Annotated in this window: 24 protein-coding genes and 1 tRNA gene; 11 read left to right on the top strand and 14 right to left on the bottom strand. The window is 57.8% G+C overall.

Going from position 1 to position 18,881, the window contains the following annotated elements; all coding sequences use genetic code 11:
- Positions 1 to 105 precede the first annotated feature (105 nt).
- Positions 106 to 831 carry an amidotransferase gene (locus DYL59_RS24500; RefSeq protein WP_135291493.1) on the top strand — a complete coding sequence of 242 codons (726 nt, stop codon included), beginning with the start codon at positions 106 to 108 and terminating at the stop codon, positions 829 to 831.
- On the opposite strand, the gene DYL59_RS24495 is transcribed toward DYL59_RS24500, so the two are convergent.
- The 3 genes from DYL59_RS24495 to DYL59_RS24485 all read right to left on the bottom strand — a co-directional run bounded on the left by DYL59_RS24495 (position 828) and on the right by DYL59_RS24485 (position 3,554).
- Complete coding sequence (locus DYL59_RS24495) at positions 828 to 1,799, bottom strand: magnesium and cobalt transport protein CorA (protein ID WP_135291492.1); 972 nt, start codon at positions 1,797 to 1,799, stop codon at positions 828 to 830. The two genes, DYL59_RS24500 and DYL59_RS24495, sit on opposite strands and share 4 nt — an antisense overlap.
- Before the next feature lie 128 nt (positions 1,800 to 1,927).
- Complete coding sequence (locus DYL59_RS24490; protein ID WP_135291491.1) at positions 1,928 to 2,650, bottom strand: lysophospholipid acyltransferase family protein; 723 nt, start codon at positions 2,648 to 2,650, stop codon at positions 1,928 to 1,930.
- A gap of 211 nt (positions 2,651 to 2,861) precedes the next feature.
- The gene (locus DYL59_RS24485) at positions 2,862 to 3,554 is read right to left on the bottom strand and encodes a crotonase/enoyl-CoA hydratase family protein (protein WP_135291490.1); all 693 of its coding nucleotides are present in this window, start codon (positions 3,552 to 3,554) and stop codon (positions 2,862 to 2,864) included.
- A gap of 321 nt (positions 3,555 to 3,875) precedes the next feature.
- On the opposite strand from DYL59_RS24485, the gene DYL59_RS24480 reads away from it, so the two are divergent.
- The 5 genes from DYL59_RS24480 (at position 3,876) to DYL59_RS24460 (ending at position 5,809) form a co-directional block, all read left to right on the top strand.
- Positions 3,876 to 3,965 (top strand) — tRNA-Ser (locus tag DYL59_RS24480).
- Positions 3,966 to 4,237: 272 nt separating this feature from the next.
- Positions 4,238 to 4,543, top strand: coding sequence for a helix-turn-helix domain-containing protein (locus tag DYL59_RS32155; protein ID WP_135291489.1), 306 nt, complete (start codon positions 4,238 to 4,240; stop codon positions 4,541 to 4,543).
- Between the two features lie 485 nt (positions 4,544 to 5,028).
- Complete coding sequence (locus DYL59_RS24470) at positions 5,029 to 5,319, top strand: DUF7673 family protein (RefSeq protein WP_135291488.1); 291 nt, start codon at positions 5,029 to 5,031, stop codon at positions 5,317 to 5,319.
- Positions 5,316 to 5,561 (top strand): hypothetical protein, encoded by a 246-nt coding sequence (locus DYL59_RS24465; protein ID WP_135291487.1) that lies wholly within the window; start codon positions 5,316 to 5,318, stop codon positions 5,559 to 5,561. The genes DYL59_RS24470 and DYL59_RS24465 overlap by 4 nt, the downstream gene beginning before the upstream one ends.
- Positions 5,558 to 5,809, top strand: coding sequence for a hypothetical protein (locus tag DYL59_RS24460; RefSeq protein ID WP_135291486.1), 252 nt, complete (start codon positions 5,558 to 5,560; stop codon positions 5,807 to 5,809). Before DYL59_RS24465 ends, DYL59_RS24460 begins: the two co-directional genes overlap by 4 nt.
- Here DYL59_RS24460 and DYL59_RS24455 read toward each other — a convergent pair.
- The 8 genes from DYL59_RS24455 to DYL59_RS24420 form a co-directional block, all read right to left on the bottom strand.
- Entirely contained in the window at positions 5,793 to 6,977 is a 1,185-nt protein-coding gene (locus tag DYL59_RS24455) for an Arm DNA-binding domain-containing protein (protein ID WP_135291485.1), read from the bottom strand. The genes DYL59_RS24460 and DYL59_RS24455 overlap by 17 nt on opposite strands.
- Positions 6,978 to 7,246: 269 nt before the next feature.
- Positions 7,247 to 7,495 (bottom strand): hypothetical protein, encoded by a 249-nt coding sequence (locus tag DYL59_RS24450; RefSeq protein ID WP_135291484.1) that lies wholly within the window; start codon positions 7,493 to 7,495, stop codon positions 7,247 to 7,249.
- Between the two features lie 66 nt (positions 7,496 to 7,561).
- The gene (locus DYL59_RS24445) at positions 7,562 to 7,855 is read right to left on the bottom strand and encodes a hypothetical protein (RefSeq protein ID WP_135291483.1); all 294 of its coding nucleotides are present in this window, start codon (positions 7,853 to 7,855) and stop codon (positions 7,562 to 7,564) included.
- A gap of 15 nt (positions 7,856 to 7,870) precedes the next feature.
- Positions 7,871 to 10,669 carry a toprim domain-containing protein gene (locus DYL59_RS24440; protein WP_135291482.1) on the bottom strand — a complete coding sequence of 933 codons (2,799 nt, stop codon included), beginning with the start codon at positions 10,667 to 10,669 and terminating at the stop codon, positions 7,871 to 7,873.
- Between the two features lie 4 nt (positions 10,670 to 10,673).
- Entirely contained in the window at positions 10,674 to 10,907 is a 234-nt protein-coding gene (locus DYL59_RS24435) for a hypothetical protein (RefSeq protein WP_135291481.1), read from the bottom strand.
- Between the two features lie 73 nt (positions 10,908 to 10,980).
- Entirely contained in the window at positions 10,981 to 11,343 is a 363-nt protein-coding gene (locus tag DYL59_RS24430; protein WP_135291480.1) for a hypothetical protein, read from the bottom strand.
- The gene (locus DYL59_RS24425; protein WP_272948893.1) at positions 11,340 to 11,819 is read right to left on the bottom strand and encodes a YmfL family putative regulatory protein; all 480 of its coding nucleotides are present in this window, start codon (positions 11,817 to 11,819) and stop codon (positions 11,340 to 11,342) included. The genes DYL59_RS24430 and DYL59_RS24425 overlap by 4 nt, the downstream gene beginning before the upstream one ends.
- Before the next feature lie 29 nt (positions 11,820 to 11,848).
- Positions 11,849 to 12,049: a DNA-binding protein gene (locus DYL59_RS24420; RefSeq protein WP_135291478.1), complete on the bottom strand. Its 201-nt coding sequence runs from the start codon at positions 12,047 to 12,049 to the stop codon at positions 11,849 to 11,851.
- A 1-nt stretch (position 12,050) separates the two neighbouring features.
- Here DYL59_RS24420 and DYL59_RS24415 point away from each other — a divergent pair, with 1 nt between their 5' ends.
- Together DYL59_RS24415 and DYL59_RS24410 are read left to right on the top strand one after the other, a co-directional pair.
- Complete coding sequence (locus tag DYL59_RS24415) at positions 12,051 to 12,497, top strand: helix-turn-helix domain-containing protein (protein WP_238340766.1); 447 nt, start codon at positions 12,051 to 12,053, stop codon at positions 12,495 to 12,497.
- Positions 12,498 to 12,594: 97 nt separating this feature from the next.
- Entirely contained in the window at positions 12,595 to 12,780 is a 186-nt protein-coding gene (locus DYL59_RS24410; protein ID WP_135291476.1) for a hypothetical protein, read from the top strand.
- A 45-nt stretch (positions 12,781 to 12,825) separates the two neighbouring features.
- Here DYL59_RS24410 and DYL59_RS24405 read toward each other — a convergent pair whose 3' ends face one another.
- The 3 genes from DYL59_RS24405 to DYL59_RS24395 all read right to left on the bottom strand — a co-directional run bounded on the left by DYL59_RS24405 (position 12,826) and on the right by DYL59_RS24395 (position 15,991).
- Complete coding sequence (locus DYL59_RS24405; RefSeq protein WP_135291475.1) at positions 12,826 to 13,083, bottom strand: ogr/Delta-like zinc finger family protein; 258 nt, start codon at positions 13,081 to 13,083, stop codon at positions 12,826 to 12,828.
- Positions 13,084 to 13,158: 75 nt separating this feature from the next.
- A complete protein-coding gene (locus tag DYL59_RS24400) occupies positions 13,159 to 14,028 on the bottom strand; it encodes a phage portal protein (RefSeq protein WP_167496713.1) in 870 nt (289 codons plus the stop codon).
- Positions 13,940 to 15,991 (bottom strand): terminase large subunit domain-containing protein, encoded by a 2,052-nt coding sequence (locus DYL59_RS24395; protein ID WP_135291473.1) that lies wholly within the window; start codon positions 15,989 to 15,991, stop codon positions 13,940 to 13,942. Before DYL59_RS24395 ends, DYL59_RS24400 begins: the two co-directional genes overlap by 89 nt.
- Before the next feature lie 161 nt (positions 15,992 to 16,152).
- Between DYL59_RS24395 and DYL59_RS24390 the strand changes: the two genes are divergently transcribed.
- Genes DYL59_RS24390 through gpM form a run of 3 tightly spaced genes read left to right on the top strand, consistent with a single transcriptional unit; the run spans position 16,153 to position 18,816 of the window.
- Positions 16,153 to 17,073, top strand: coding sequence for a GPO family capsid scaffolding protein (locus DYL59_RS24390; protein ID WP_135291472.1), 921 nt, complete (start codon positions 16,153 to 16,155; stop codon positions 17,071 to 17,073).
- 1 nt (position 17,074) lies between these two features.
- A complete protein-coding gene (locus DYL59_RS24385; RefSeq protein ID WP_135291471.1) occupies positions 17,075 to 18,094 on the top strand; it encodes a phage major capsid protein, P2 family in 1,020 nt (339 codons plus the stop codon).
- Positions 18,091 to 18,816: a phage terminase small subunit gene (gene gpM / locus DYL59_RS24380; RefSeq protein ID WP_135291470.1), complete on the top strand. Its 726-nt coding sequence runs from the start codon at positions 18,091 to 18,093 to the stop codon at positions 18,814 to 18,816. Before DYL59_RS24385 ends, gpM begins: the two co-directional genes overlap by 4 nt.
- Positions 18,817 to 18,881 lie beyond the last annotated feature (65 nt).

Raw genomic sequence — 18,881 nt, 5'->3', positions numbered from 1 at the left:
ATCAAAATGTGGGAGGGCTGCCTCCCACAGGGGACTTGCTTTGCACCTGGGTTTCGAGGCAGGCTTGGGTGTGCATTATTCCCTTCACCGTGTCAGGTATTTTTTATGTCACTACGCGTCTGCATTCTGGAAACCGATGTCCTGCGCCCGGAGTTGGTGGATCAATATCAGGGTTACGGGCAGATGTTCCAGCGTCTGTTTTCCCAGCAGCCGATTGCGGCCGAGTTCACCGTGTACAACGTGATGAACGGTGATTACCCCGCTGATGACCAGGTGTTCGACGCCTACCTGGTCACTGGCAGCAAGGCCGACTCCTTTGGCACCGACCCGTGGATCGAGACCCTCAGGACGTACCTGCTCAACCGCTACGAACGTGGCGACAAGTTGCTGGGGATCTGCTTTGGCCATCAACTGCTGGCGCTGCTGCTGGGTGGCAAGAGCGAGCGGGCCAGCCAAGGCTGGGGCGTGGGTACCCACAACTACAAGATGGCCGCCAAGGCGCCGTGGATCAGCCCCAGGGTAGAGGAGTTGACCCTGCTGATCAGTCACCAGGACCAGGTGACTGCGCTACCGGAAAACGCCACCGTGATCGCTTCCAGCGATTTCTGCCCGTTTGCCGCGTATCACATCAATGACCAGGTGCTGTGCTTCCAGGGCCATCCGGAATTCATCCACGATTACTCCCGTGCGCTGCTGGATATCCGCCAGCAAAACCTCGGCGAACAGATCTACACCAGCGGCGTGGCCAGCCTGGAGCACGACCACCACGGCGTCACCGTGGCGGAATGGATGATGCGCTTTGTGGCGCACAAGCCTGAGGCCAAGGCTTAAAGCCAGCCAGACCGCTTGAAGCTGGCCCACAGGCCGGTGCAACCCAGCGCGATAAACCCGAGCACCGCAAAATAGCCGTAGTGCCATTGCAGCTCGGGCATGTTCTGGAAGTTCATCCCATAAATCCCCGCCACCGCCGTGGGAAACGCCAGGATCGCTGCCCACGCAGCGAACTTGCGCTGCACCACGCTCTGGCGTGAGGCCTCCAGCAATACACCGATCTCGATGGTCTGGCTGGCGATATCGCGCAGGGTGGTGAGGTCTTCCATCTGCCGCGTCACATGGATCTGCACGTCACGGAAGTACGGGCGCATATTCTTGTCGATGAACGGGAAGCTCAGCTTCTGCAGTTCCTGGCTGATCTCCACCATCGGCGCCACATAACGCTTGAGCCGCAGCACATCGCGACGCAGGCCGTGAAGGTTCTGGATATCCCGCTCATTGAGCGAACTGCACAGCACATTGCGCTCCAGCTCATCGATCTCGGCATGGATGGCTTCGCTCACCGGCTGGTAGTTTTCGGTGACGAAATCCAGCAGCGCATACAGTACGAAATCTTCCCCATGTTCCAGCAACAAAGGCCGCGCCTCACAACGCTGGCGAACAAAACCGTAGGACGCTGAGTGACCATTGCGCGCCGTGATGATGTAGCCGTTGCCGGCAAAAATATGGGTCTCGATAAACTCCAGCTTGCCGTTCTCGCGCACCGGTGAGTAGGTGACGATAAACAGCGCATCGCCGAAGGTTTCAAGCTTGGGGCGGCTGTGTTTTTCCAGGGCGTCTTCGATGGCCAGTTCATGCAGGTTGAACTGGCGTTGCAGGTTGGCAAGCTCTTGGGCGCTGGGTTCTTCCAGGCCGATCCACACAAAATGGTTGGGTTTGGCGGCCCAGGCCGCGCCTTCGTCAAGGGTGATATCCGTGACTTTCTTACCGGCGCTGTAGACAGCTGCCGCAACAACTCTACCCATGGTGCTGATCACTTCTTGTTGGGAGGACAGATGTTGGGCAGCTTAGCCTGATTGACGTTCCCCTGTAGCTGCGGCTTTGTAGTGAGCGAGCTTGATCGTGCTGTGGTGCGAAGCGCCCTCAACAGATCTCAGCCTGCCCGCAGTTCCCGATCCATCTGCGCAATACAAGCCTGCATCTGCTCCTGACACGCCTGCATCAGCGCGGGTACGTCATCCGCTGTCATCCCAACCGTAGGAATCGGCGCCAACGAACGTATGAGCACATCTCCACTGTTCCACCTATTAAGCTTCATCTGCGTCACATAATTGCTCACGCACACCGGCACGACAGGCACCCCAGCGGCAATCGCCATATGGAACGCACCTTTCTTGAACGGCAACAGGCCCTTGCCCAGATTACGCGTGCCTTCCGGGAACACCCAGATCGACGTGTCCTCATGCTGCAAGGTGTGAGTCGTGGTCAACATCGCCCGGCGCGCCTTGTGCGCATTGCCACGGTCGATCAACACATTGCCCGCCAGCCAGAACAACTGACCGAACAGCGGTACCCACTTCAGGCTCTTCTTGGCGATGCACACCGTGCGATGGGGCACCACATTGCCAAACACAAACAGGTCGTAGTTGGACTGGTGGTTGGCGATCACCACACAAGTGCCGGGCTTGTTGCGCAGGGAGTCCACATCGGCCTTCACCTTCAAGCCCAGGATCCTCATGGCCGGTACGGCGTAAAGGCGAGCACACAGGCGGCTGTTGTCCGGGTTGAACGGCCGGCAGACTCCAACCAACACGCCCAACACGCCAGCGATCATAAAATGCAGGCCCATCAACAACATACGCAACAGAAAAAGCATCGACACGGCCCATCGAGACAAAAGGTCGCGCAGTGTACGGTTGTGCACTGTATTCGGCAATTAGTGGTGTAGAGGTCGGAGATAGGCGATGTTTAAGTACATGTTTCAACAAGTACCGACACTGCCCGGCTAGAGCGGCTGAGGATGTTTCGGAATTCCATGTAAGAAAAAGCCCGACGTAATGCCGGGCTCTAGAGAGTTGTTGTAGGGCTTAACTCAAAATATGGCCCTGATCCTGGATGATCGCGTCATCCAAAGCCTCCAGCAGCGCCTGGCGCACTTTCAGCTTGGTGTGCTTGTGGGCGTTCATATTGATCTTCTTCAACTGCCGCGCCGCTTCCAGTGCTGCCGCGTGCAACTCTTCGGGTGCCACCACCTTATCCAGGAAGCCTGCTTGCAACGCGCCCTGCGGGTCAAACATCTCGGCATTGATCACCGAGCGGTGAAACGCCGACTTGCGCAGGCGATCCCGCGCCAGCTCGATGCCCGCATGGTGCATGGTCATGCCGATGGCCACCTCATTCAGGCCGATGCTGAACGGCCCCTCCACACCAATCCGATAATCCGCTGACAGCAACAAGAAGGCACCCTTGGCCACCGCATGCCCAGGGCACGCCACAATCACCGGAAACGGATGCGACAACAAGCGCCGCGCCAAGGTCGAGCCGGCAGTCACCAAGCCGATGGCTTCTTTAGGGCCGGCGGTCATCACCTTCAAATCATATCCACCCGACAAAATCCCCGGCGTACCGGTGATCACCACCACCGCCCGGTCTTTTTCCGCCTGGTCCAGCGCTTCATTAAACGCACTGACCACCGCAGGGGAAATGGCATTCACCTTACCGTTGCTCAACGTCAGGGTCGCGATACCGTCTTCGAGGTGGTAAGCAATCAACTCACTCATGACGCGGTTCCTTGTAGGACTTGTTATAGAAGTGCATGCACAAACGTTACCCACCACGCCCGCCCCGGTAAAGCGCCGTGACTGACTACCCAGTCAGCCTTTTCCCACATCCCCAACGCTAGACAGCCTAGGGCAGGGCACAAAAGCCATTCCAGACACGGGCCGCTGGTGCCTGAGAATGGCAGAATCATCGCCCTCTGGTGGGCGCGTTCCGACATATCCAGCTAACCGCATGAAAATTCTGAAAAAAACCTTTGCCATCGGAAAGGCTTTCGACTACATTAGCGCGCCTCGACAGACTGAACTGGTTTGACGAGATACGGTGAAGTGTCCGAGTGGCTTAAGGAGCACGCCTGGAAAGTGTGTATACAAGAAATTGTATCGAGAGTTCGAATCTCTCCTTCACCGCCAAATTACGAAAACGCAAACCCCTGATTTTCCTAGAGAAAGTCGGGGGTTTGTGGTTTTTGGCGTCCCAAAAATAGCCCCATGGGACCACCATGGGACTGGCGCTCTATTTTGGTGCGAAATTGCGCCGTTCAGTGACTGAACTTGAGCGTCGTATTTCGCACGTCGCATTGAGGACATGAGCGGCCCCGGTTTTGCAGCCGCCATGTGGTTCCCGTCTCTGCTGAGGTGGCATAAAATTCTTAAGCCATCTTAGGGTTGAGCGGGGGTTATGTATGGACAAGATTGGGATGCGCCTCAAAGAAGAGCGTGCTCGGTTGAATTACACACAGCAGAGGTTCGCAGCCATTGGCGGCGTTCTGGCGAATGCGCAGTCTAAGTATGAGCGGGGTGAGCGAAGCCCGAGCGCGCTATATTTGGCGCAGCTAGCTCAAGTCGGCGTCGACGTCTTATATGTGTTAACCGGTCAACGGTTAAGTCGCGCTGAGGACAGTGATTTTGGTGTGGCATTTAACGGATTACCCGCGCGCGAACGCAGGGTGATAGCTGAACTAGTTGAATGCATTACTAGGCGCGCTTGAGAGAAGAATCCAATGCCCAGCGCTTATGAACTCTGAATCTTTTTAGCGATAGCTTGCAGCTCGTCCCATGGCCTGTGTTTCTGACCCTGGTACCAGCAGCTCGGAGCGTGCAGGAACAGTTCGGTCTGATTGTTTTCACATTGTTGGGAACCGCAACTCCTACAGGAAACGACCCCTCCAGAAATTTGCCATCTACTATTCCAATTTATCAAATCGTCTTGCGCGGTCATGAAAATCTCTACAAACGCGTACTTTTTGTAAAGGATACTGGAGTCTGGCATTTGTTCCGCAAAATTTTGGCGGATAGCCCGCGTCACAACTGATTCTGATAACGCCACTTATGTAAAAAAGGCCCCTACACTGATATCAGGTGTGGGAGCCTTTTTTTGTGGGCATGGAAACCACTACCCCCCAGTCTGGTGTACCAGACGCCCTAGCACTGGTTTCACGCACTGACCGCCACCGGCTCGATAAGGATACGACCCGTGAAAGCTACGTTGGACCCTGACACGCAACACGCCTTAGAACTATTGTTGACCACCGCCCAGTACGACACTGAGCAAGGCCGTGTGGCGGCCAGCTTTCTGCTGAGCTGGTGGAACGATATCGACCCCCCCAGATTTGCCCTCACTGATGTTTGGGTTCTCAATCAAGAGCTGGCCCAAGCCTGCGCTCAGCTGTTTTCATGGCTGGCAGTTCACCATGTCCCCCCTGACCTCCTCGGCTTTCGCGTGCCCTTTGAAGCACTGGCCAGCGCCTGGCGGGACCGCGTATGAGCCTCATATTTTCCATTAGCGGCATCAGCCTCCCTGATCTGATCCGCACTAAACTGGCCAATCATCTAGCACGCTTGAGCCGGGCGGTGGATCTGCAGGCCCTCGACTTGGCGCAGGAACGCGCCGAAGGGTTTGTCGAAGGGGCAGAAGCCGCACGTGCGCTGACCCCATCTACCATTGAGGCGCTGTTTATCGCGGTCGAGGAAGCGGCGGCGCAACGTCGCCTGGAGCTGACGCCATGAATGGCGGGGCGATTCAATCGGATACCCTAAAAGCGTTGGTGGCCCAGCATGCGATCCGCGAAGCGGTGGTAGGCCGTGTCGCCGGTGATAACAATAAGTGGACGCTGTCCATTCGCCTGGGAGGTCCCACGGCCCGCTTGGTGCCGGTGCGTTCCCGGCGCGAGCCGTTACGCACCTGGGCGAGTCTGACGGCCGTAGGTCGCTTTGCCGATGGGGTGGGCCTGCGCGGATTTACGGTTGAGCTGTGATCGGCGAGAGATTGAGCGCGAGCTGCAACATCCCCACCACGTCGGGCCCATCCTCATTGATCCACGTTCCGTAGTGCTGACGGATCATGTTGCCGTTGGTATGCCCCATCTGTTCGGCGATCCAATCAATCGAGGCGATGCCTGTGGTCAGTAACTGACTGGCGTAGGTGTGCCGGCATTGACCTGGTCCACGATAACGAACCCCTGCAGCGAGTAGGTGTGCTTTGAAAAAACGGTCGCGTACGACAAAGTCGTTGGCGTGTGGCAGACCGCTTTTGGTATTCAAGAACACAAAATGCAGCGTATGCCGGCGTACCGTTTTGTTGTCCCGCTCAACAATCTCCACGGTTTCCGCATTCCGCTTTCGAGTCAGTGCATCGATCTTGCGCAGCGCGTCCCAAGCGGGAGCGAGCAGACGAACCTTGCGCATCGAGCGACGGGTTTTGGTGACTCGATAGGCGCCGCGTACCTTCGATCGGCGAAAAGTCACCGTCCCCTGTTCCAGGTCGACGTCTTCCCACGCCAAGGCGATGGTTTCAGAAACCCGGGGCCCGGCCCACAGCATGAATTGCACCATCAACAGTTCATAGGTGCGCGTGGTTGGCGTGTCCAGGATCTGTTTGATTTCGGCCCGGGTGAACGGGTCCGGCGCCTCGGGATCGGGCAGGCGCACCATCAAGCCCTCGGTGGGGTCATGGGCGACCTTCATTCGGGTACGGTAGAGGCGGAATACCTGGCGCACGTTGCTGATGATGTCGCGGATGGTCTTGTTTTTGAGTGTCTTGGACAGCGTGTCCTGAATCCACACCTGCAGGTCCAGGTGGTCGATTGCGTTGATCTGCACCTTGCCCCAGCGCGGCCGCACGTGCACTTCGGCCTTGTTGGCGTAGCCCCGATAACTGGAGGCCGCCACGCTGTTGGCCTTAATCCGCAGCCACAGATCCAGGTAGTGGCCGAAGGTGTTTTCCACGAGCCTGGCTGAGTTGGGAAAATGGCGCGCGTAATCAAAGGTGCCTGAGTCGATCTCGTATTCAATGATGGCGAGCAAGCGCTTGGCCTGGGCTACCGTCGCCGGTTTGTTTCCTCCTGGTATCGATTCACGGCATTTTTCGCCGTCGTATTGAAAATAGATTCTCACGGAATTACCGCGAGCTTCGACCCCACTCATGTAAACCCCTAACGCTGTGCTCGTATAACGACAGTCTGACGATCGGAAACAAAAAGGCCCGTTTCCGGGCCAAGTATCTGGAAGCGCATCTTCTGGTGGACGCGGCCTACCGTTTGGGCGTGTTGTTGCGTAGATGCGCGTTCTGCAGCTGGCGCCGCTGACTGCACTTGTCATGGTTACCTTGGGCGCGCCACCTGCCGCACTGATCGCAAAGGCTGGTGTAGTCGATGTTCCAGGGGAAGCGCCGTGCGGGTGTTGCTGCCGGACTATCAGACATTGCGCGATACGCCCCGGGTTGCCGGTTTGGCGAGCAGTTGCGCGACGACGGCGGCATCCGTTGCGCTGAGTTCGCCCAGGGTGCTGGCCATCTTGCTGAGGCTTTCGAGGCGGGTTCGTGATTCAGGGGTTTTGTGTACCAGGTAACCAATGACGGCCGCGCCGATAATCGCGGTGGCCACCAGGTGGCGTGCCGGTGTGGTAGCCTTCGCGCCGCTGCTGCTTAGGTTCTGTGCTTGCATGGTATAGCCCTCTGTTGCGGTTAGGTGTCGGGGAGCTGCAACTCCTCGGCACTGTTTCTTTTAAGGTCAGTCCTTACGGGCCAGGTGGATCACCAGGCCGTCAAAATCCGGCTCATGCTCAACGCATGATTGCCACTCCAACACCTTCAAAATCTGTTGCCTGCTGCAGTCGTCCACCAGGATTTCACGCTGGCCACCGGCTGCCCGGACTTCCAGAATCTCCAACAAACCATCTTCCCCATAAGCACCGGCCTGGATGATCGGCGCGCTCTCGCCGGTGAACTCCAGGCGGTCCTGCACGGACTGCAGCTTGCTTGTTTTGCCGTCGCCGGCATTGCCCATAAACACTTGGATCTGCATCTGTCTTGCTCTCCTTTACGCCTTGAATGTCCAGCACTTCACTGTGGTCGGCCGGGGTTGGGAACACGGGTTGCGGCCGTTGAAGGCAGCACGTACGGCGCTGTGTACGGCTTTGTTGCTATCCAGGAACTTGCGGGAACGGGACTCTTTGAGCAGGTCGCGCAACGTGGCCACGTCGGCCAGCTTCTGTTTGTGTTCGGCGGCGCGTTCGCAAAACTCGTTGAGGTTGATAGCGATCACGCTGGGATCGCTGCTGTGGTCGACCACGGGGTCTTCGCTCAAGGATTCGAGGTAGTCGTAGACCTCCCAAAACTCGGCCACGGCTGCGTGGTCGGAGCTGATCGAGGCCTGGCGCTCGATGGCCATCCGCACGATCTGGCGCTGGGTAGCAGCGACCTGGGGGTCACTCAATTTCAGTACCAGGCGAATGCCGTCCAGAAGAGAGAGCATTTGCGCGTGGTTTTTGCTGATGCGCTCCACGCGGATGTAGCCGCGCAGGTCATAGCCGCAACTGGTGCAATTCCCCTGGTCACTGGCATAGGCCGTGCTGCAGGCGAAGCAATGGGTGTGCAAACGGCGCAGTTTCGATTCGTGTTCGGGCATACGTTGGGCGAACAGCTCAAGCACCGCGGATTCTTTGCCCACGGCCCGCAACAGGAAGTGGCTGAGGGTGCCGCCGTTCAGGGCGTTGAGTTGATCCGCTGCAGCACGGCTTTCAGGTGTGACGGTCGGGCGCACGAAGTGCAGCTTCACAATGCGCGTCATGATTGCCTCGTGAGCGACCACAGCTGCGTTCTGGCTGATGGCGATCGTTCCCCGGAATGGTGGCTCGTACGTTTCGTTGCCGGCGGTCTTGACGCCTTTGGTGGCCAGGGTGCCGCCACCGTAGAAGTCTTTCAGCTCGTCCCATTCGAAGGTTTTAGCGTGTGCCCGATCATCGCCGTGGCGATCCGCTTCCAGGAACACCACCGGCATGCCGGAGACCTGGCCCATCAGGCGAGAGCGCCCGGCCTTGGTAGATTTCATAGGGTCAAATCCTTCGTAGCCTTCGCGGCCCAGCAGTTTCCAGAGGAGGTTCAGCAGGGTTGTTTTGCCGGCGCCGGCCTCACCCGTGGCTTCCAGGAACGGGAAGGACTGGTAACGGGCGCGGATCTGTTCGCAGTACAGCGAACCAAAGAAGAAAACCAATGCGACGAAGCCCTGGGCGCCGAAGCAGGTCCACAGCAATTGCACCCACTTCTCGTCAAAGGCCTTGGCTTCGCGCTGCAGCTTGATCGGGACGCCTTTCTGCAGGGTTTTCAGGCGCAGCTTGCCGAACTCGAAATAGTCTTCACTGTTGACCTTGTAGGTGGTGCCGTCCTTGATCGCGATGTCGCCGTAGACGTAGCAGGCGTACTCCTTGCTGTAGCCCACGTAGTCGATGGTCGAAACGGTTTTGATGCCGAACAACTGATCTTTCATGAGCTTGTCGAGCTGCTGGCCACTGCCGGTAAACATTGCACCCGCCGCCATACCGAGCAGCCGCTTTTTGAATTCGCTTGCGGCCGACAGCTGGCCGCTGGTGAACGTGTTTTTCACGCTTTCGGAGTCGTGGGGGAAGTCCACGCGCATGTAGTACCAGGACTCGTCTGTTACCTCGTTGCGTTGGAAATACAGGGCCTGGGGGTAGCAGTTGGCAATCTCCACGACGCTGCCGGACTGCTGCAGTGCTTTTTCGCGTTGCTGCGCCTGGTTGAGCAGCTGGTCGTCGTGGTTCTCGCTGTCCTCGATGTCGGACATGGCGCGGTTGAATTTCTCCATGTCCAATTTGAACCAGTACAGACGGTTGCCGAAGCCCAGGTGAAATTCCCCGCGCTTGTTCCAGTCGTACATGAGCAAAGCCTTTTCCGCAGCGCTCTCGGCCAGCAGCAGGGCACCCTGGTGACGCGCTTGCTTGAGGTCGGTGGCGATCTGGTCAGCACGTTTGGTTTCGTCCTGGATGAAGTTCCAGCGCTGGTGAAGATCGTTCCAGTCAGACTTGCGGCCGTCGCGTTGCGGGATCTGCGCGGACTCGCAGATGAAGCCCAGGGCACGGGCTTCGCGCACCCAGCGCCGGGTGTAGGCGTTTGCGCTCGGTTCATTGTCCAGAGCCCAAATCAGTTTGGGCAGCTTCCCGCCTTCCCGGGTTTTAACCAGCTCCTTAAGCGAGTCCCCAGGGAATGCATTGGAGGACATGGCCGATACGGCGGCAATGTCGTTATGCACCAGGGCGATGGCGTCGAAGATCCCTTCAACGATCCAGATTTCCTTGGCCTCAAGCAGATCGACGCAGGGCGGGCACCACCAGACGCCGCGATAGCTGTCCTTGGACTTGAAGCGAGCCTTCATCTTGCCGAAGCGGTGCGGCTGATCTATCAGTCGCTCCCACCAGCCACCTTTATCCAGGGCGAAGCGCACGGTCGCGCTGCCGGCGTTGTGTTCGACGGAATAGAACGTTTCCTGGGTGAACCATCCCTGGATCAGCTCAAACCGAAAGCCCCGGGCGAACTCCAGGTAAGCGCGTGCGGTGGCGTTGGGATGTTGGTCTGTCGCCGGCGCACGTTTGCTCCAGTCTTCAAACAGATCGTCGTACAGCTCTTTCACGTGCAGGGTGTGGCCACACTTTTCAGGGCGACCACAGATGACCATCCATGGCGTGTCAAACCGGGAGTACAGCTCCTTTTTTTTGCACTTGGGGCAGGTGCCGCCGCGCATGTAATCGGTGCCTGTGCGGTGCTTGAGCCCGAAGTCGGACTGGAGGCGTTGCAACACGTCGTGGCGAAGATCTTCTTTCATGGGGTTACTTCACTGCTTTGAGGCTGTGGGACAGGGCTGCCATAAGGCGTTTTTGCGCAGCCATTACCGGGACGTGAGCGAGAATTGCGCCGTGGCGCAGACCGTCCGCAACAAGGCGAAATTGGTCGGCGTACCAATAGTCGTTGAGGCTCAAGCGATACTGTTCGCGCAGGTTGGCCAACAACGCTTCGGCCTCTGCGGGTGGCAGTTGGGTGGTGACAATTACGGCGGTTGCCATCGTGAAGCCTCGTTTTTGGGCGCAGCTCACCCAAACCCACGGCAGGTAGGCTCAGGACATTGGTAAAGGGGTGTTAGGTAGCGGGGGTAATGCGAGTGGCGCGGCCGGCAGCTATCAGGTGTTCATAGATCAGGTGGACAGGCACTGACCAGGTGCAGCCGCGTATAGGATCGGTGATGACCACCGCATCTGATTTGCTGGCTTTGAAGTCGATCTGTTGTCGAACATTGATTTCGGCAAGATCTCCCAAAGCCTCACAAGTAATTCGAATCGCAAACGGTTTATCGGCCTGGAAGCTATCCACCAGGTGGTTGACAGTCCGTTCAATAAATTGACCCTGATCGCCCAGGTGTTCGGCTTGATGGCGTTCCAGAAATGCGAGTGCAGCGGCCCGGATGGTGCTGCGATAGTCCATGTCCGTGGAGGCGTTATTCATTTGGCTTTCCCCGATTTGACGCGGTAGAGATCGATCGCTGCATAGACTTCAGCAGTACGTGCTGCCATGTGCAACGTGTGGGCGTTCTGAATCAATTCGGCTTCGGCGTCAGTGATCACACCGTCTTCAAGCGCCTGGGCAATGGCTTGATCAACCGTTCCCTGTTTGGCCGAACTCTGCATAGCCCGTGCATACATCTCCACGTTGTCCAGGTTCTCGGGGTGGGTAACTGGTACGAACATTCCCCCGTACATCGCCGCCACATAGTTGGGAAAGTGCTGGGTGCCGGTGACTTGCTCTAGCTGGAAAATCTGCGCATCCGTCAACGGACGACAGTTGTTGTTCTCATATGCGTGGTTATCAAACTTCTTAAGTGGCAGGCCGATCCTGGCGGCGGCACATTCGCGGCCACCTTCGAAGGTGCAAATAATTGCACTGACGACTTCGCGGCGAGTTTTTAGAACCTGGCTTTCCATCTTCTGCTGTTCCTTCAGGGCGCTGGCCATTACTGTGCGATCACGCCGTCTTTGATGCCTAGTAGTACGGCGGCGCGATGTGCCTCCCCACGGCGACCTTTTCGACGACCGTTCAAAAGGTCGCTGACCAAATTCTTGTTCAGATCATGGGTGCGACTAAATTCGGCAATGCTCATACCTTTCCTATCAAGCGCGGCGCGGGCTTGCTCGGGTGTAACTGGCGCGGGCATAGTGTTCACTCCTGTTGAAACGGGTTGTTTTGTGTTCATTGGAGGTGATTATGCACTTAAATTTGGTCTTGTACAGGGTCTTAGCTTGAAAAATTGTGCATCCGATTCAGGGAATGAAGGTTCTGTAGGTAACCGTTTGCGCGAAGAACGCATACGGTTGAGCTTGAGTCAGGAGGACTTAGCACAGGCAGGAGGTGTGAATCGAAACACTCAAGGTAGCTATGAGCGCGGTGGACGGAACCCGGATACCTCATACCTTGCGGGCGTAGCGGCTCTTGGAGTCGATACGGTCTATGTGATTTCTGGGCAGCGTCTGCTAAGCACGGGTTTAAACGAGATTGAAAGCAGAGTGGTCGAGCAGTTTCGCAGTATCCCTGATGATGATCAGCGGACAATTGTCCGAATTTTAAGGGCCATGGCTGATGACGTAGCACGACACCCCAAATAGCGGGTGGTAGAGTTTTCATCATTTCTCAACCTACTCCTTTCAAAGTTTTACGTGGTCGATACCTTCGATTCAGCAATGCATATATGGAGAAACACGCATGTTGGATCACGTTCAAATTGACTGCCTTACCTCGACCACCGACGATCTCGACTGGAGCAACTTAAACGACCGTGAGCGTCGTTTGATTCGGCTCTTTCGCTCGATGAACGATGGCGATAAGCAGAAAATCCGCCGAGTCACGGAAGTTATCGTGATGAGTTACGGGGGCGATGACCGACTGTAACGATCTGCACTTACCCGCCGGCCTCTCGCGTCGGCGGTCTGTACATCAAGCCGAAGGCCGCGAACTCAACCTGTCGAAAAGCTCGCGTTGCTGAGCCATCGGCATTTCCTGCAGACGATCTATCAACATCCGTTCGAAGGTTTGAGCTGATGGGCTGATGGTGTGTGAAAAGGTGAGATTTGCTACCCAGGTGTGCCCGCACTGGGCATCAAGGCATTGGCAGTAGAGCTTTGAGAAATCCTCAGATAGCGCCTCCCTGGACGCTATCCTTCCCTTGTGCCCGCATTTACAAGTTACTCGCATGTTTCCCTCCCCAGGGTGTAGCAAGGCGCCACTATTTTGGCAGAATAAACAGTGTTTAATGCTGTTTGTTTGTGTTTATGTAGTTGAATTGTCTGGTGTTTTTTGATTTCTCCAGGAAAATTTTCGATCTTTTCTAAGAGTGTCATTCAACTGGTCGAACAATTGGCAAATCGGCCTGATCTCATTGCTGGTGTACACGCGATCAATCTTTTCAATGTCCCCAAACCCTCCGCTGTTTTCCGGGATGATCCCGGCCAGGGCAGGGTTCATTCGCCAAGCGGCGATCACGTCGTTGCGCGTGATGTTTTTCACCTTCTCCAGCTCGTCTTTGGCCTGGAAATCACCCACGGGGATGATCTGAATAGCGTTTTCTTTGCCGTTGGGGATGTTCACAAACATCGAGCGAAAGTTACCCACACCCTTACTGGCGCTGATTTGGGCGCGCAGGTTGTCTTCGTCTTCCTCGGTCAGGTCCGGGTCGTTGGTGTAGAAGATGTAACCCGCGTGCGCGCCGTTGCTGTAATAGCGCCGGCGGAACAGGGTCGCGGCTTCGTTGAGCAATAGCGCCTGCAGTCCGCCCAGGTAGTCGGGCACGCCGTAGATGTTCTGTTCCACGTCGTAGTCCAGGACGTGTTCGATTTCATCCTGGTTGAAGTCCATGTACTTGCTGTCGGGTAGCAGCATTCTGAAACCGCCGTCGACCTTCACCCGCATGTTGATCGCCGGTAGGTGCTGCATCTCCAGGACTTCGCCGAAGGCGTTGGTATCGCGGTAAAAATACGCCTCGCCAAACACCATGTAGTCCAGGCTGGCCCGCCCCATGGTCTGCGTGCTGCAGCCCTCGGACGGGATGAATTCACGCAGCAGCAGATTGCGCTTGAACTTGGGAATGGCGCCGTGGTGCGCGTTGGCGCGCAGCAGTTTGGCCAGGCCCGCCCGCGACACTGGCGGCTTGTAGATTTCGCCGTCGTCGCTGAGAAACACCCCCAGGTACTCGCCGATGTTGCCGGACAGCACCTGTTCGGGTTCCCCGAAGGTGAACGCCCGCATGGGCTGCGGCTGCTGCACCTGTTGGCTGGCTTGGGGTTTTTTGTGTCGTGGCTTGGGCATTGGTTCCGCTCGTTACGTAGCGGCTACGGCGCCGCTTGTTGGTGTTGAGGGGTTCATTGAACAGGGCGTGCATGATCGACCAGGCGATATCGGCGTGGCCGGTGGCGTCGGTGCGCGAAGCGCTGTAGGTGACTTGGCCGCTGTTCGTGGTACCGCGCTTGATGGTCAGGAACGCCTGGGCGATGTCGGTCCAGCCGGCGTCCCACTCGATGCGGCTGCCCTGAATCGTGTCCTGAGCCTTGAGTACCAGCAGGTTTTTAGTCTCAAGGCTGTAATGGATTGGCGTCGCTTTCGGGTAGAAGTCGCGCACCAGGTCGAACACGCCATAGCCCACGCCGGTGATATCGATGCCGATGTGCTGGACGTTGAAGCGCTCGGTGAGCTTTTTGACCTGGGCGGCCTGGTAGTTGAACGAATGCCCCCGCCAGCTGTGCTTTTCCAGGATGCGGAATTTCGCCCCGGGTTCCAGTGGCGGGGCGACCACCACGCACGTCGCGTCGTCGCGGGTGCGGCTCGGATCGTAGCCAAGCCATACGGGGCTGTTGCCGAATGGCCGATCCAGTTCCGGGTTGTAGTCTTCCCATAGCGATAGATCGGAGTAGCAGCGCTCCAGATCCTTGAGGCCGAACGCGCTCTGGCTGCTGTCGATGAACTTGCAGTAAAACAGCTGCTGGAATTTGTCTTCGTCGTACTCCAGCTGCAGCTGCTCTAAGTCGAACAGGTCGCAACCGCCATCGATCGCATCCTGGATGGTGATGGTCTTGCGCCATTGGCCATCGGGGCACAGTGCGCCTTGGGTGTACGCCGCCTCGATGGGCCAGGTACCGCCGGCCTTCTTGCCGCGTTTGCTGTTGCGGAACTCCTCGCCCGACCAGAAAGGATATGCCTGGTGCGACACTGCGCTGGGCGTCGAAAAGTAGGTTTTGCGCCACTTCTTGTGTGTGCCCATGGCGCTGGCCACGGTGCTGAGTTTTTCGAAGTCACGTATCCAAAAATACTCATCCACGTACACATGGCCATGGTAGCCCTGGGCGGTGCTGCTGTTGGTTGACAGGAAGCGCAGCTCGGCGCCGTTGCTGAGAGCAATCGGGTTACCGGTTAGCTCAATGTCAAACCATTGCTTGGCGAATTGGATGATGTAGCTGCGGAAAATCTCCGACTGCGAGCGGCTGGCTGACAGGAACACCTGGTTGTCTCCAGTCAGCACCGCATCCATGAACGCTTCGCCGGCGAAGTAGTAGGTCAGGCCTACCTGGCGGCTTTTCAGGATGTTGCGGATACGGCAGGTCAGTGGGTTTTGCTTGGCCGCGAACAGCTCTTGCTGATAGCGGTACATCTTGCTGATGAACTTATCCAGGAAATCGACTTCGGTTAGCCCGCTGATGTCGTTCTTGGCCTTCTTTTCCTTTTTCTTGCCGCCACCTTCGCTACGGCCCGAACGCTCGCCACGTGGGCCTGGGCGACGTTCCTGTGGCTCGCCGTCAGATTCCCCGGGGGTCGCCGGCAACGGTTTGACCGCTTGCTTTAACAGGCGCTCGCGAACGGTCGTCAACCGGTCCAGCTCGTTCAGTTCGTCTTTGTTCAGGCTGCCGGCTTTGTCGAGCAGTAGGGTGATTCGCCGGCCAACAGCGGTCAGCGGTTCCTCGTCCGACAGCATGTCCTCCCACCCGCCCTGGCGTATCCAGTAGTAGACGATTCGGATGTTGGGCAGGTTGAGCTGCGCCTGAATTTCCTTGGCCTTACAGCGGCGCAGAAATAGGCGTTTGGCGGCTTCTTTAACTTCGGTCGAGTAGTACATGGGCCGCAGTCTATGCGGCGAAATCGCTGGAAACGCGGGGTTAAATTCCGTGATCCGCCTATATCGCGAATATAGGAGAAACGCGCATTTGAACCGTTTGTTTGAGGGCTGACGGCTCCCTATCTTGGCGGCTCATTCAGCGATTGAGCGCAGTTAAACCCATGCCCCGTTCCCTTGTTTCGTTCTGGAAACGTGTCGCCACCAGCGGAGCCACCGTTGATGGGCGCGTAATCCTTCCCCAGGAACTGCGCGACATCGCTGAAACCTACAAACCGTCCTTCTACACGGCGGTGATCTGGTGCGACCACGAACGTTGGCCAGGCTCCCACGGCACCGTATACGCGGTGCGTCTGGTGGAAGAAGCCGAAGACCTGGAACCCGGCGAAGTGGCGCTGGAAGCGCAATTGAAGCCCAACGACCGCCTGCTGTATCTGAATGACCAGGGCCAGAAGCTGTTCAGCAGCATCGAAATTACTCCGGACTTCCGTGGCAAGGGCAAAGCCTACCTGACTGGTTTGGGCGTTACCGACCAGCCTGCCAGCGTGGGTACTCAGGAACTCTACTTCTCCCACAAGAACAACCGCGCCTCCTACTACGCCGCGTCGGTCGAACTCGGCCGCCTGCAGGACGACAGCCCAAACACCGCCGAAACCGGACTGATCGATGCCCTGACCGGCTTCTTCAAGCGTTTCGCGGCAGGTGGGCTGCCCACCGAAACCATTCCACCCAACACAGAGAGCAAACCCCCAATGGATGAAGCTACAGCAACGGCTTTGACGGCCCTGGTGGAGCAGCTGCTGGTTGTCGCTGCCGGCCTTCAAGCCGTTATCGAGCCCGCCGCCGCCGATGCGCCTGAACCCGATCAAGACCTGATCGATGACGTTAGCACGGCCGTGGACGAGATCGTGGCTACCGCCGAGCAAGAGCGCGAATTCCGCCGCCAGAGCAAGGGCAACCAGTCCGTACTTGCCAAGCTGGATGCACTGCAGAAGCAGTTCAGCGCCCTGCAGAACAACTCAACCGGACGCCAGTTGCCGCGCAATCCCGGCCCGGTAACCACCGTCAAAAAGCGGGTGCTCTGACATGGCTTATTCACTGAGCGCCTACGGCGCCAAGATGTACGCCGAACTGCAGCTGGCCATCGCTGAAAGCTACGGCGTGGAGTTGGCCAGCAAGCACTTTAGCGTCGACCCGACCATTGCCCAGGAGCTGAACGACGCCATCACGGCTAAGTCGGACTTCCTGGAGCGGATCAACGTCATTCCGGTGACCGAGATCAAAGGCCAGAAGGTCTTCATTGGCGTGTCGGGGCCGGTCACTGGTCGCACCAACACCAAAACCAAGGACCGCGAAGCCAAAGACGCGTCGGCCCTGGATCAGTCCACCTATGAGCTGTCTTCCACCGAATCCGATGTGGGGCTGCCGTACGCCAAGATTGACGCCTGGGCCAAGTTCCCAGACTTCCACCAGCGTTATTCCGCTGCTGTGCAAAAGCAGATCGCGCTGGACCGCATCATGGTCGGCTTCCATGGCACCCACGCTGCAGTGCAGACCGACATCGAGCAATATCCGATGCTGCAGGACGTCAACAAAGGCTGGCTGCAACAGGCCCGTGAGCAGATCCCGGCCCAAGTTCTGAAGGAAGGCAAGGAGACCGGCAAGGTCACCCTTGGCGCCGGTGGCGACTATGCCAACCTCGATGCCCTGGTGCACGACACCAAGCAGTTGGTGGACGAGCGTCTGCGCGATGCAGGCGACCTGATCGCGATCATCGGCACCGACCTGCTGGCCGCCGACAAGGCCAAGCTGTATTCGAAGCAGGGCGACACCCCGACCGAGAAAGAGCGCATCGAAGAAGCCCAGGTGATCGCCACCTATGGCGGCTTGCCGAGCTTCAGCGTGCCGTTCTTCCCGGTCAACGGTGTGGTCGTCACCAGTTGGGACAACCTGTCGATTTACTTCCAGGACTCCAGCTGGCGCAAACAGACCGTCGACAATCCAAAGCGCTCCCGCGTTGAGGACTACAACAGCCGCAATGAAGGTTATGTGATCGAGCAGCTGGAAAAGTTCGCCATGACCGAAAACGTGGAGCTGGTTGCGTGAGTCTGGCACTGGCGCACAAGCGCCGCACCATCGCCCTGGGAGGCGCCGCCGTTGTAGCGGCTGCCGTCTCCGCAGCTCTGCCTTACTCGCCGGCGGAAGCCCTGAGTAGCCCCGCCAATGCACGCAAGCACTTGCTACTGCAGGAAGCCGCATTGGACCAGGACCTGGCGCGACTGAGCGACCTCAAGAACCTGGCCAGCAAACAGTCGCTCAAGCGCGAAGAGCTGCTGCCCAAGTATCAGGAGTACGTCCAGCGTTATTGCGAATCGGGGCTGAACTTCCCGAACCGTGTTGCGGTGCAGGTCATGGTCTGGCTGTTCGATACGGCCCAGTTCGATGACGCCTTGGAGCTGGCCGACTTCCTGATGGAGCAGGGCCAGCCGATGCCGGAGCGCTTCAGACGCCGGGATCTACAGACCTTTGTAGCTGACGCCGTATGTGAGTGGGCCTACGCCGAATACAAAGCCAACCGCAGCCCAGAGCCTTACCTCTCTGACCTGCTGCCCCTGGTTGACGGTAAGTGGCAACTGACGGAGCAGATCCCGAGCAAGTACCACAAGTTGATCGGTATGCGCGCCATGGAGGCAGGGCAGTTTGAGGTCGCACTCAAGCACCTGGAGCGCTCAACGGAGCTGTACGCCCAGGCCGGCAACGACACCCGCATCGAAAAGATCCGCAAGGCCCTGGCAAAACAAGCGGCCGCTAACCCGGCCACCGAGTAACCGACTACCCCCCCCAGCGGGGACCTGTGGAAGTGAGCCGACCATTTATGGCCCGTACCACTGAA

The sequence above is a fragment of the Pseudomonas kairouanensis genome (assembly GCF_004682055.1).
GTDB classification, from domain to species: Bacteria; Pseudomonadota; Gammaproteobacteria; order Pseudomonadales; family Pseudomonadaceae; genus Aquipseudomonas; species Aquipseudomonas kairouanensis.
Note: the sequence above shows the minus strand (reverse complement) of the source record. Positions and strands in the feature narration are given on the sequence as shown.

Excerpts from the sequence above, each read along its gene's own strand:
- DYL59_RS24495 (WP_135291492.1), bottom strand. The coding sequence starts at position 1,799 with ATGGGTAGAGTTGTTGCGGCAGCTGTCTACAGCGCCGGTAAGAAAGTC.
- DYL59_RS24430 (WP_135291480.1), bottom strand. The coding sequence starts at position 11,343 with ATGAATAACGCCTCCACGGACATGGACTATCGCAGCACCATCCGGGCC.
- DYL59_RS24410 (WP_135291476.1), top strand. The coding sequence starts at position 12,595 with ATGTTGGATCACGTTCAAATTGACTGCCTTACCTCGACCACCGACGAT.
- DYL59_RS24455 (WP_135291485.1), bottom strand. The coding sequence starts at position 6,977 with ATGAGTGGGGTCGAAGCTCGCGGTAATTCCGTGAGAATCTATTTTCAA.
- DYL59_RS24450 (WP_135291484.1), bottom strand. The coding sequence starts at position 7,495 with ATGCAAGCACAGAACCTAAGCAGCAGCGGCGCGAAGGCTACCACACCG.
- DYL59_RS24420 (WP_135291478.1), bottom strand. The coding sequence starts at position 12,049 with ATGCCCGCGCCAGTTACACCCGAGCAAGCCCGCGCCGCGCTTGATAGG.
- DYL59_RS24465 (WP_135291487.1), top strand. The coding sequence starts at position 5,316 with ATGAGCCTCATATTTTCCATTAGCGGCATCAGCCTCCCTGATCTGATC.
- DYL59_RS24460 (WP_135291486.1), top strand. The coding sequence starts at position 5,558 with ATGAATGGCGGGGCGATTCAATCGGATACCCTAAAAGCGTTGGTGGCC.
- DYL59_RS32155 (WP_135291489.1), top strand. The coding sequence starts at position 4,238 with ATGGACAAGATTGGGATGCGCCTCAAAGAAGAGCGTGCTCGGTTGAAT.
- DYL59_RS24425 (WP_272948893.1), bottom strand. The coding sequence starts at position 11,819 with ATGGAAAGCCAGGTTCTAAAAACTCGCCGCGAAGTCGTCAGTGCAATT.
- DYL59_RS24395 (WP_135291473.1), bottom strand. The coding sequence starts at position 15,991 with ATGTACTACTCGACCGAAGTTAAAGAAGCCGCCAAACGCCTATTTCTG.
- DYL59_RS24490 (WP_135291491.1), bottom strand. The coding sequence starts at position 2,650 with ATGCTTTTTCTGTTGCGTATGTTGTTGATGGGCCTGCATTTTATGATC.
- DYL59_RS24440 (WP_135291482.1), bottom strand. The coding sequence starts at position 10,669 with ATGAAAGAAGATCTTCGCCACGACGTGTTGCAACGCCTCCAGTCCGAC.
- DYL59_RS24390 (WP_135291472.1), top strand. The coding sequence starts at position 16,153 with ATGCCCCGTTCCCTTGTTTCGTTCTGGAAACGTGTCGCCACCAGCGGA.
- DYL59_RS24405 (WP_135291475.1), bottom strand. The coding sequence starts at position 13,083 with ATGCGAGTAACTTGTAAATGCGGGCACAAGGGAAGGATAGCGTCCAGG.
- DYL59_RS24500 (WP_135291493.1), top strand. The coding sequence starts at position 106 with ATGTCACTACGCGTCTGCATTCTGGAAACCGATGTCCTGCGCCCGGAG.
- DYL59_RS24445 (WP_135291483.1), bottom strand. The coding sequence starts at position 7,855 with ATGCAGATCCAAGTGTTTATGGGCAATGCCGGCGACGGCAAAACAAGC.
- DYL59_RS24435 (WP_135291481.1), bottom strand. The coding sequence starts at position 10,907 with ATGGCAACCGCCGTAATTGTCACCACCCAACTGCCACCCGCAGAGGCC.
- DYL59_RS24385 (WP_135291471.1), top strand. The coding sequence starts at position 17,075 with ATGGCTTATTCACTGAGCGCCTACGGCGCCAAGATGTACGCCGAACTG.
- DYL59_RS24485 (WP_135291490.1), bottom strand. The coding sequence starts at position 3,554 with ATGAGTGAGTTGATTGCTTACCACCTCGAAGACGGTATCGCGACCCTG.